Source organism: Pseudomonas sp. CFII68, assembly GCF_000416195.1.
Classification (GTDB): domain Bacteria; phylum Pseudomonadota; class Gammaproteobacteria; order Pseudomonadales; family Pseudomonadaceae; genus Aquipseudomonas; species Aquipseudomonas kilonensis.
Genome location: NZ_ATLN01000097.1, coordinates 39,791 through 49,803 on the forward strand (window position 1 = coordinate 39,791; position 10,013 = coordinate 49,803).

A 10,013-nucleotide genomic window follows, 5' to 3' on the forward strand; every position below is an offset into this window, starting at 1 on the left:
ACATTATTTTGTGAACACCTCAAATCCAATGTGGGAGCGGGCTTGCTCGCGAAGCAGGCGACGCAGTTTTTCAGGCCTGGTGAGTAATCCGCCCATCCATCAGGGTGTAACGCACCACACCCGGCAGGCTATGGCCGAGGAACGGGCAGTTGTCACCCTTGGAGCGCCAGGCTTCACCGGCCACGGTGGAGGCGGCAGGGTCGAACAGCACCAGGTCCGCCGCGGCGCCAACCGCGAGTTTCCCCGCCGGCAGTTGCAGCGCCTGGGCCGGGCCGGCGCTCAGGCGTGCCAGCAGGGTTGGCAGGTCCAGCAAGCCGTCTTCCACCAGCGTCAGGGCCAGCGGCAGCAGCAGTTCGACGCTGCTGATGCCCGGCTCGGTGGCGCCGAACGGTGCCAGCTTGGCATCGCGCTCATGGGGTTGGTGATGGCTGGAAATGGCAGGCCATCGCGGTCGGCGCGGGTGCGCAGCGGCGGCTGGACGTGATAGACGCTGTTGAAATCGATCAGTGCTTCGTCGGTCAGGATCAACTGGTACAGCGCCACATCGGCGGTCACCGGCAAGCCGCGGGCCTGGGCCTGGGCGATCAGTGCCGCACCGCGAGCACTGGTCAACTGGCTGAAGTGGGCGCGCACGCCGCTTTGCTCCACCAACAGCAGGTCCCGGGCCAGGGCCACGGTCTCGGCGGTTTCCGGGATGCCCGGCAGGCCGAGGAAACTGGCGGTCGGGCCTTCGTGGGCCAGGCCGCCTTCGGCCAGGTCGTGGTCCTGGGAGTTGAAGATCACCGTCAGGCCGAAGGTCGCCGCGTATTCCAGGGCACGGCACAGGGTGCGGGTGTTGCGGAAACTGTTCAGGCCGTTGCCGAACGCCACGCAACCGGCGTCACGCAGGGCGATGAGCTCGGCCAGTTGCTCGCCGTCCAGGCCCTTGCTCAGTGCGCCAATCGGGAAGACCTTGGTATTGCCGGCCTCGCGGGCGCGGTCGAGGATCAGTTCGGCCACGGCCGAGGTGTCCAGCACCGGTTTGGTCTGCGGTGGGCAGCACAGGCTGGTCACGCCACCGGCAGCGGCGGCCCGGGTTTCGCTGACGATGCTGCCTTTGCGGCTGTAGCCCGGTTCGCGCAGGGCGACGTTCAGGTCCACCAGGCCGGGAGCGGCCACCAGGCCTTGGGCGTCGAGGGTCTCGACCGCGACGAAACCCGCTGGCGCCGCGCCAAGGGCGACGATCTTGCAGGCATCGATATGGATATCAGTCACTTGATCCAGGCCACTGGCTGGATCGATCACGCGTGCGCCGAGAATGCTGAGCTTCACTGGGCGTTCTCCTGGTCGAATTGGCGCTGGGCCGTTTGCCCGCTCATGGCCATGGACAGCACGGCCATGCGGATGGCGATGCCGTAGGTCACCTGGTTGAGAATCACCGAGTGCGGCCCGTCGGCCACCGCCGACTCGATCTCCACGCCGCGGTTGATCGGCCCCGGGTGCATGACGATGGCGTCCGGCTTGGCCCCGGCCAGGCGTGCGGTGGTCAGGCCGAACAGGCGGTAGAACTCGCCTTCGCTGGGCAGCAGGCCGCCGGTCATGCGCTCGCGTTGCAGGCGCAGCATGATCACCACGTCCACATCCTTGAGGCCTTCGGTCATGTCGGTGTAGACCTTCACGCCGTATTGCTCGACGCCGATGGGCAGCAGGGTTTTCGGTGCGATCACGCGAATGTCCGGGCAGCCGAGGGTCTTGAGGGCCAGCATGTTGGAGCGGGCCACCCGCGAGTGCAGGATGTCGCCGACGATGGCCACCGACAGGTTTTCGAAGCTGCCCTTGTGCCGACGGATGGTCAGCATGTCCAGCATGCCCTGGGTCGGGTGGGCGTGACGGCCGTCGCCGCCGTTGATGATCGCCACTTGCGGGCAGACGTGTTCGGCAATGAAGTGCGCCGCGCCGGAGTCGCCGTGGCGCACGACGAACATGTCGGCGGCCATGGCTTCGAGGTTGCGCAGGGTGTCGAGCAGGGTTTCACCCTTGCTCGCCGAGGATGTGGACACGTTGAGGGTGATCACGTCCGCCGACAGCCGCTGGGCCGCCAGTTCGAAGGTGGTGCGGGTGCGGGTGGAGTTTTCGAAGAACACGTTGCACACGGTCTTGCCGCGCAGCAACGGGACTTTCTTCACCGCCCGGGCACCGACTTCGAGGAACGAGTCGGCAGTGTCGAGGATTTCCGTCAGCAGCTCGCGGCGCAGGCCGTCGAGGGACAGGAAGTGCCGCAGCTGGCCCTGATCGTTGAGCTGCAGCGGGCGCTTGGTTTCGAGAGGCGTCATCGCGATGGACTCTTACAAGGGCAGTTAAAGGGCAAGGTCTTGCAGTTCGAGTTGCAGCGGCGACGGGCCGGAGAGCTTGACCCGCTCGTGGGCAGCCAACGTCAGCGTCGCACCGACCACGTTCGGCCGGATCGGCAGCTCGGCGGCGTCCAGGTCCAGCAGGCACACCAGCGTCACGCTGGCCGGGCGGCCGTAGTCGAACAGTTCGTTCATGGCGGCGCGGATGGTCCGGCCACTCATCAGCACGTCGTCGATCAGTACCAGATGCTGGCCTTCGATCTCGAACGGCAGGGCCGAGGGGCGCACTTGCGGGTGCAGGCCGTTCTGGCTGAAGTCGTCGCGGTAGAAGGACACGTCCAGGGTGCCCAGTGGCGATTGGCTGCCCAGTGCTTCGAGCAAGGCCTGGGCGACCCAGACGCCACCGGTGCGAATACCGATGTAGCGCGGCTCGCTGATGCCGCGGTGTTCCAGGTGTGCCTTGAGACGAATCGCCATCTGGCTGATCAGTTCGGCAGGATTGGGCAGGCTCATGCTGGCTCCTTCAGGTTCCCGGGCCGGTGGTGAATGGCGCGGTCTATCGCTAAGAGAAAGCGCCTTGGCGGCGCTTTCAAAAAATCAGGTTTCGAACAGGGCAGCGTTGGCGTCGAGCCAGCCTTGCAGCAGCAGGGCAGCGGCGATGGCGTCCACCGGGTTGTCGCGGTAACTGCCTTTCTGCCCGCCGCGCACCAGGCGCTCGCCCTTGGCCTCGAAAGTGGTCAGGCGCTCGTCATGGGTATAGAAGGGCAGGTTGTAGCGGCCGTTGAGCCGGCGGGCGAACTTTTCGGCGCGCAGGCACATGTCACTGGGCGTGCCGTCCATGTTCAGCGGCAGGCCGACCACCACGGCATCGGGTTTCCATTCCTTGATCAGCGCTTCGACCTGGTTCCAGTCCGGAACGCCATTCTGCGCCTTCAAGGTGCACAACTCGCGGGCCTGGCCGGTAATGACCTGGCCGACCGCTACGCCGATCTGTTTGGTGCCGTAATCGAAGCCCAGCAGCAAGCGCAGGGCCATCAGGCGTGTCCTGCCTGGCTGGTGAGCAGGCTGAGGTTGACCCCCAGCCGGCTGGCCGCCGCTTCCAGGCGCAATTCGCTGCTGGTGTTGAACAGGATGTCGGCGTCGAACGGACAGGTCAGCCAGGCGTTGTCGGCCAGCTCGGCTTCCAGTTGCCCAGGTTCCCAACCGGCATAGCCGAGGGCGATCAGGCTTTTCTCCGGGCCGACGCCGTCGGCGATGGCGAACAGCACGTCCTGGGAGGTGGACAGTGATACCCCGTCCAGATCCACAGTGGCCTGGTATTTGGGGCCCGACGGATGGAGCACGAAACCGCGGTCGGTCTGCACCGGGCCGCCGATGAAAATCGGCACGTGCTGGCACAAGAGTGGCGGTTCCACGTCGGGGCGCAACTGCTCCAGGATGTCCGCCAGGTTCAATTCCTGCGGGCGATTGATTACCAGCCCCATGGCCCCATTGGCCGTGTGCTCGACGATGTAGGTCAAGGTGTGGGCAAAATTCGGATCTGCCATGTGCGGCATGGCAATCAGGAAGTGATGCTTGAGGTAGGTGGGGCTGACGTTTTTCATAGGCGCTAGTGTGGCGGCGCAGGGCCGAACTGACAAGCCAGGAAATACCTGAGACTGTCACCAATCCCCTGTGGGAGCGAGCTTTGTGGGAGCAAAGCTTGCTCGCGATCCAGGCGCTGCGGTCCTCAAGAGACCGCGGCGTTTTCATCGCGGGCAAGCCTTGCTCCCACACAGCCCGCTCCCACAAGTCCCTGCCATCATCGATGCGGCTCAGTTACTGGAAAGCCGATCACCCCGGGCGAACTTCCAGGTGCGGATGATTTCCAGCCGGTCGATGTCCGACAGGTCCCCGGTAAACGGCGCGAACGGTGCGGCCAGGCGCACGATCCGTTGGGCGGCCTGGTCCAAAAGCGGCTGGCCGGAAGATTCGAGCACCAGCACTTCATACAGCGAGCCGTCACGGTTGATCGAGACCATTAGCCGCAGGTTGCCGTAGATCTGTTTGCGCCGTGCTTCGTCGGGATAGTTGAGATTGCCGATGCGCTCGACCTTCTTGCGCCATTCGTCCTTGTACCAGGCGCCCTTGTCACGCATGGTCGAGGCGGCGCTCAGGCGGTGGATACGCGGGCGCTTGGCATAGAGCTGTTGCTCCTGGGCCAGTTCGGCTTCCAGGCTGGCGATGTCGCTGGACAACTGCGAGCTGTCGAAGGTTGGTTCGGGGGCCCTGGGCTTGGGATCAGGGTTGACCTCTTCCTTGACCGGGGCCTTTTTCGGCTTCGGCGCCACGGTGGTCACGGCTGCCTTGGGCGCCGTCTCCTGCACCTCGGGCTTGGCGGCTGGCGGCGGAGTGACTTTTTGTACCTTGGTATCCTGGAACGGCGCGATCTCGGTGGTCTTGGGGATCGCCTTTTTTTCCAGGGTGCCGCTGCCTTGCTGGTTTTCCTGGGCGAGGAAGTCGGCCTTCTTGGGCTTGGTCTCGCTCTTGAAGGTGGCCAGGGTGATTTCCAGGGTCTGGCTGATCTGCTTGGGCTCGACCGTGGCAAAACCGACGCCCAGCAGCAGGGCCAGGTGGATCAACGCCGCCAGGAACAGGGTAAAACCGAGGCGATCAGCCGGGCGCACGCCACGATGGGCGAGCTCTTGGGGCAGATCGGACGGGAGTGTCATGGCAAGGAAACCAACATCGCGTTTTTTTCAGGCCGGGCATGATAACGCAATGTGGGTTTCCTTCAGCAGATCTGGATCAACGAGCCTTGAGCTTCTGATCGATGGCATCCATCAGCATGCCACCGATGTCGGTGCCAAAGGCATTGTCGATCTCGCGGATGCAGGTCGGGCTGGTGACGTTGATTTCCGTCAGGTGCTCGCCGATCACGTCCAGGCCCACGAACAGCAGGCCTTTTTCACGCAGGGTCGGGCCGACCTGGGCGGCGATCCAGCGATCCTTGTCGGTCAACGGACGCGCCTCGCCACGCCCGCCAGCCGCCAGGTTGCCGCGGGTTTCGCCGGCTGCCGGGATGCGTGCCAGGCAATAGTCCACCGGTTCGCCGTCGATCATCAGGATGCGTTTGTCGCCATCGACGATGGCCGGCAGGTAACCCTGGATCATGATCTGCTGCTTGCCGTGCAAGGTCAGGGTTTCCAGGATCACCGAGAGGTTCGGGTGGCCGGCGGTGTGCCGGAAGATCGAGGAGCCGCCCATGCCGTCCAGGGGCTTGAGGATCACGTCGCCGTGATGGTCGGCAAATGCGCGCAACACGTCCGGGCGACGGCTGACGATGGTCGGCGGCGTGCACTGCGGGAACAGCGTGGCGAACAGCTTTTCGTTGCAGTCGCGCAGGCTCTGGGGCTTGTTGACCACCAGCACGCCGGCGTTTTCAGCCTGTTCCAGCAGGTAGGTGGAGTACACAAACTCCATGTCGAACGGCGGATCCTTGCGCATCAGGATCACGTCCAGGTCGCTCAGCAGCGCGTCGCTCTCGGTGCCCAGCTCAAACCACTTCTCGGGGTTGGCGAAGACTTTCAGCGGTTTCATCCGCGCCCGAGCCTGGCCTTCGGCCTGGTAGAGGTCGCGCTGCTCCATGTAGAACAGTTCCCAGCCGCGCTTCTGAGCGGCCAGCAGCATGGCCAGCGAGCTATCCTTTTTATAGGAAATGCTGGCGATAGGGTCCATGACAATGCCGACGCGTACGCTCATGGCTTGGTTCCTCGAAATGTGATGGGCACATATTGGTGCGAAAAAGTGGCGTCAGAGTGGCGCCCGGAAGATTGGCGGTCAAGGAAAAACCACCGCGCCGAGCGGCCGATAGATCGGCGATGGAGACTGTGCTAAAAAGGCTGCCATGTGACGTGCGGGCCTTGAACATCAAGGGTTTGCGCTGTCGATCACACTTACGCGTTAAAAACCGGTTCGCAGTGGCAATGGCAGAGCATCTCACGCAGCAGCAACCCAGCGCCTTGAAGGTCATGGTCATCGACGACTCGAAGACCATCCGCCGCACCGCCGAAACCTTGCTGCGCAACGTGGGCTGCGAGGTGATCACGGCCGTCGATGGCTTCGATGCCCTGGCCAAGATCGCCGACCATCATCCGGGCATCATTTTTGTCGACATCATGATGCCGCGCCTGGATGGCTACCAGACCTGTGCCCTGATCAAGAACAACAGTGCGTTCAAGGCCACGCCGGTGATCATGCTGTCGTCCCGCGACGGGTTGTTCGACAAGGCCAAGGGACGCATCGTCGGTTCCGATCAGTTTTTGACCAAGCCGTTCAGCAAGGAAGAACTGCTGGGCGCGATACAGGCCCATGTTCCGGGCTTTGCCGCTGTCCAGCCGCACCAGGCACATTAATGACACTTGGCCAACGGGCCTGGGGTCAACAAGAAAATGGGGAACACCATGGCACGAGTTCTGATCGTCGATGATTCGCCGACTGAAATGTACAAACTGACCGGCATGCTGGAAAAGCATGGCCACGAGGTTCTTAAGGCCGAGAATGGCGCCGATGGCGTGGCCCTGGCCCGCCAGGAAAAACCCGATGCGGTGCTGATGGACATCGTCATGCCCGGCCTCAACGGTTTCCAGGCCACGCGCCAGCTGACCAAGGACCCGGACACCGGCCACATCCCCGTGATCATCATCACCACCAAGGACCAGGACACCGACAAGGTCTGGGGCACGCGCCAAGGGGCGAAGGACTACCTGACCAAGCCGGTGGACGAAGAAACCCTGATCGCGACCCTGAACAAAGTACTGGCGGGCTGACGGCGCGGCCATGAGCCAATCCCTGACCGCATTCGAACTGCTGCTGCAGATCGACCGGCGCTGCCGGTTGCTGGGGGCGGACCTGCCCTCCCAGCCAACCCATCGCGCCGGTTGGAGCGGCATCGGCTTTCGCCTGGGCGAGCACTGGTACGTGGCGCCGATGGGCGAAGTCAGCGAAGTGCTGCACGAACCACGTCACACGCATTTGCCCGGGGTCAAGCCGTGGGTGCGTGGCGTAGCTAACCTGCGCGGGCGTTTGTTGCCGTTGATGGACTTGTGCGGGTTCTTCGGCCATGAGCTGTCGAGCGTGCGCAAGCAGCGGCGCGTGCTGGTGGTGGACCACGACGAGGTGTTCGCCGGGTTGCTGGTGGACGAGGTCCTTGGGCTGCAGCATTTTGCCCAGGACAGCCTGGAACCGACGCTGGTGGACGACCTCGACGGCCCGGAAGCGGCCTTCGTCAAGGGCCGGTTTGGCGGCGAGCGCGAGTGGCAAGTGTTCAGCCCGTTTGCCCTGGCGCGGTCGCCGGGGTTCATGGATGTGGCGATTTAACGAGATGCAGCGCAGGCCCTTTGTGGGAGCAAACCTGTGGGAGCAAAGCTTGCTCGCGATGGCGGCGCCTCGGTTGACGAAAAAACTGTGTCGTTCTCATCGCGGGCAAGCCTTGCTCCCACAGAGCCACACTGATTGAGCAGACTGCACAACACTACAGTTAATGGCAGTAAGTTGGATTGGGCAGTACAGGCGAGAACCGATGATCAAAGCAAAAACAGGCAAGCCACTGGAAGCGTCGCGCAGTCGTTCGCAGATCATCGTGCTGTTCGTCGCGCTGATCGTCTTCATCATGCTGCTGTTCGCCAACTTCGCCTACCTCAACACCCAATCCACCTATGACAAACAGTACATCGGCCATGCCGGTGAGCTGCGGGTGCTGTCCCAGCGCATCGCCAAGAACGCCACCGAGGCCGCCGCCGGCAAGCCCGCGGCGTTCAAGCTGCTGAGCGATGCGCGCAATGACTTCGCTCAGCGCTGGGGCTCCCTGAAACAGGGCGACCCGGTGACCGGCCTGCCCCCTGCTCCGGCCACCCTGCGTCCGCAGATGCGCGCCGTGCAGCTGGATTGGGAGCGCCTGCTCAAGAACACCGATGCCATCCTCTCCAGCGAACAGACCGTGTTGTCACTGCACCAGGTGGCGGCGACCCTGGCCGAAACCGTGCCGCAGTTGCAGGTCGAGTACGAAAAAGTCGTCGAGATCCTGCTGCAACGCGGTGCGCCGGCCGCCCAGGTGGCCATGGCCCAGCGCCAGTCGTTGCTGGCCGAACGGATCCTCGGCGCGGTGAATACCGTGCTGGCGGGGGACGAAAACGCCAGCCAGGCCGCCGACACCTTCGGTCGCGACGCCGCGCGTTTTGGCCAGGTGCTCAATGGCATGTTGCAAGGTGACCCGGCCCTGAAGATATCCCAGGTCCAGGACCGCGATGCCCGGGCACGCCTGAGCGAAATCAGCGAGCTCTTCGAGTTCGTCTCCGGTTCGGTGGACGAAATCCTCGAGACCTCCCCGGAGCTGTTCAAGGTCCGCGAATCGGCCGGCAATATTTTCAACCTGTCGCAGACCCTGCTCGACGAGGCTTCGCACCTGGCCACGGCCTTCGAAAACCTCGCCGGCGGGCGCTCCATCAATACCATCGGCGGCTATGTGCTGGGTTTGCTGGCGCTGATGTCGATCATCCTGATTGGCCTGGTGATGGTCCGCGAAACCAATCGCCAGTTGCACGAAACCGCACAAAAGAACGAGCGCAACCAGAACGCGATCATGCGGTTGCTGGATGAGATCGAAGACCTGGCCGATGGCGACCTGACCGTCACGGCCTCGGTCACCGAGGACTTCACCGGCACCATCGCCGACTCCATCAATTACTCGGTGGATCAACTGCGCGACCTGGTGGCGACCATCAACCTCACCGCCGGCCAGGTCGCCGCTGCGGTGCAGGAAACCCAGGCCACGGCGATGCACCTGGCCCAGGCCTCCGAGCACCAGGCCCAGCAAATTTCCGAAGCTTCGACTTCAATTAATGAAATGGCCCAGTCCATCGACCAGGTGTCGGCCAATGCCGCCGAGTCGTCGGCGGTGGCCGAGCGGTCGGTGGAGATTGCCAACAAGGGCAACGAGGTGGTGCACAACACCATTCATGGCATGGACAACATTCGCGAGCAGATCCAGGACACCGCCAAGCGCATCAAGCGCCTGGGTGAGTCATCCCAGGAAATTGGCGACATTGTCAGCCTGATCGACGACATCGCCGACCAGACCAACATCCTGGCCCTCAACGCCGCCATCCAGGCGTCCATGGCCGGTGATGCCGGGCGCGGGTTCGCGGTGGTGGCCGATGAAGTGCAGCGCCTGGCCGAGCGCTCTTCGGCGGCGACCCGGCAAATCGAGACCCTGGTGCGGGCGATCCAGGCCGACACCAACGAGGCGGTGATTTCCATGGAGCAGACCACCACCGAAGTGGTGCGCGGTGCGCGACTGGCCCAGGACGCCGGTGTCGCCCTGGAAGAAATCGAAGGCGTGTCCAAGACCCTGGCGGCGCTGATCCAGAGCATTTCCAACGCGGCGCAACAACAGACCACCTCGGCGGGGCAGATTTCCTTGACCATGAACGTGATCCAGCAGATCACCTCGCAGACCTCGTCCGGTTCCACCGCCACCGCCGAGAGCATTGGCAACCTGGCGAAAATGGCCAGCCAGCTGCGTCGTTCGGTGTCGGGGTTCACGTTGCCGACGGCAGCGGCTGACGATGAGGAAAAAGCGTGACCAACCGGATTCATCCGTTGGAAAAGACTTTTTGTGGCGAGGAGGTTTTTGTGGGAGCAAGG

The 10,013-nt window shown here is 63.5% G+C and carries 10 protein-coding genes and 1 pseudogene; 4 read left to right on the forward strand and 7 right to left on the reverse strand.

Annotated features, from left to right (window positions below; all coding sequences use genetic code 11):
• Positions 1-70: 70 nt before the first annotated feature.
• The 7 genes and pseudogenes from CFII68_RS0126095 to gshB all read right to left on the reverse strand — a co-directional run bounded on the left by CFII68_RS0126095 (position 71) and on the right by gshB (position 6,071).
• Positions 71-1,311 (reverse strand): annotated as a pseudogene (locus tag CFII68_RS0126095) (dihydroorotase).
• Entirely contained in the window at positions 1,308-2,312 is a 1,005-nt protein-coding gene (locus CFII68_RS09900; protein WP_003177495.1) for an aspartate carbamoyltransferase catalytic subunit, read from the reverse strand. Before CFII68_RS09900 ends, CFII68_RS0126095 begins: the two are co-directional and overlap by 4 nt.
• A gap of 24 nt (positions 2,313-2,336) precedes the next feature.
• Positions 2,337-2,843, reverse strand: coding sequence for a bifunctional pyr operon transcriptional regulator/uracil phosphoribosyltransferase PyrR (gene pyrR, locus CFII68_RS09895; protein WP_014340669.1), 507 nt, complete (start codon positions 2,841-2,843; stop codon positions 2,337-2,339).
• A gap of 84 nt (positions 2,844-2,927) precedes the next feature.
• A complete protein-coding gene (ruvX, locus tag CFII68_RS09890) occupies positions 2,928-3,365 on the reverse strand; it encodes a Holliday junction resolvase RuvX (RefSeq protein ID WP_003177497.1) in 438 nt (145 codons plus the stop codon).
• Complete coding sequence (locus CFII68_RS09885) at positions 3,365-3,934, reverse strand: YqgE/AlgH family protein (protein WP_018609528.1); 570 nt, start codon at positions 3,932-3,934, stop codon at positions 3,365-3,367. The genes ruvX and CFII68_RS09885 overlap by 1 nt, the downstream gene beginning before the upstream one ends.
• Before the next feature lie 210 nt (positions 3,935-4,144).
• Positions 4,145-5,041 (reverse strand): energy transducer TonB, encoded by an 897-nt coding sequence (locus tag CFII68_RS09880; RefSeq protein ID WP_018609531.1) that lies wholly within the window; start codon positions 5,039-5,041, stop codon positions 4,145-4,147.
• A gap of 76 nt (positions 5,042-5,117) precedes the next feature.
• The gene (gene gshB, locus CFII68_RS09875) at positions 5,118-6,071 is read right to left on the reverse strand and encodes a glutathione synthase (protein WP_018609533.1); all 954 of its coding nucleotides are present in this window, start codon (positions 6,069-6,071) and stop codon (positions 5,118-5,120) included.
• A 224-nt stretch (positions 6,072-6,295) separates the two neighbouring features.
• Here gshB and CFII68_RS09870 point away from each other — a divergent pair, with 224 nt between their 5' ends.
• From CFII68_RS09870 to CFII68_RS09855, 4 genes are all read left to right on the forward strand, one after another.
• Entirely contained in the window at positions 6,296-6,724 is a 429-nt protein-coding gene (locus tag CFII68_RS09870; protein ID WP_003206467.1) for a PleD family two-component system response regulator, read from the forward strand.
• Positions 6,725-6,772: 48 nt separating this feature from the next.
• On the forward strand, positions 6,773-7,138 hold the full coding sequence (pilH, locus tag CFII68_RS09865; protein WP_018609535.1) for a twitching motility response regulator PilH: 366 nt from the start codon (positions 6,773-6,775) through the stop codon (positions 7,136-7,138).
• A gap of 10 nt (positions 7,139-7,148) precedes the next feature.
• A complete protein-coding gene (locus tag CFII68_RS09860; protein ID WP_014340665.1) occupies positions 7,149-7,688 on the forward strand; it encodes a chemotaxis protein CheW in 540 nt (179 codons plus the stop codon).
• Between the two features lie 202 nt (positions 7,689-7,890).
• A complete protein-coding gene (locus CFII68_RS09855) occupies positions 7,891-9,951 on the forward strand; it encodes a methyl-accepting chemotaxis protein (RefSeq protein ID WP_018609538.1) in 2,061 nt (686 codons plus the stop codon).
• Positions 9,952-10,013: the final 62 nt, after the last annotated feature.

What these genes read in the sequence shown, in the direction of transcription:
- pyrR (WP_014340669.1), bottom strand. Translation starts at nt 2,843, where the DNA reads ATGAGCCTGCCCAATCCTGCCGAACTGATCAGCCAGATGGCGATTCGT.
- CFII68_RS09885 (WP_018609528.1), bottom strand. Translation starts at nt 3,934, where the DNA reads ATGAAAAACGTCAGCCCCACCTACCTCAAGCATCACTTCCTGATTGCC.
- CFII68_RS09870 (WP_003206467.1), top strand. Translation starts at nt 6,296, where the DNA reads ATGGCAGAGCATCTCACGCAGCAGCAACCCAGCGCCTTGAAGGTCATG.
- gshB (WP_018609533.1), bottom strand. Translation starts at nt 6,071, where the DNA reads ATGAGCGTACGCGTCGGCATTGTCATGGACCCTATCGCCAGCATTTCC.
- CFII68_RS09855 (WP_018609538.1), top strand. Translation starts at nt 7,891, where the DNA reads ATGATCAAAGCAAAAACAGGCAAGCCACTGGAAGCGTCGCGCAGTCGT.
- CFII68_RS09880 (WP_018609531.1), bottom strand. Translation starts at nt 5,041, where the DNA reads ATGACACTCCCGTCCGATCTGCCCCAAGAGCTCGCCCATCGTGGCGTG.
- pilH (WP_018609535.1), top strand. Translation starts at nt 6,773, where the DNA reads ATGGCACGAGTTCTGATCGTCGATGATTCGCCGACTGAAATGTACAAA.
- CFII68_RS09900 (WP_003177495.1), bottom strand. Translation starts at nt 2,312, where the DNA reads ATGACGCCTCTCGAAACCAAGCGCCCGCTGCAGCTCAACGATCAGGGC.
- ruvX (WP_003177497.1), bottom strand. Translation starts at nt 3,365, where the DNA reads ATGGCCCTGCGCTTGCTGCTGGGCTTCGATTACGGCACCAAACAGATC.
- CFII68_RS09860 (WP_014340665.1), top strand. Translation starts at nt 7,149, where the DNA reads ATGAGCCAATCCCTGACCGCATTCGAACTGCTGCTGCAGATCGACCGG.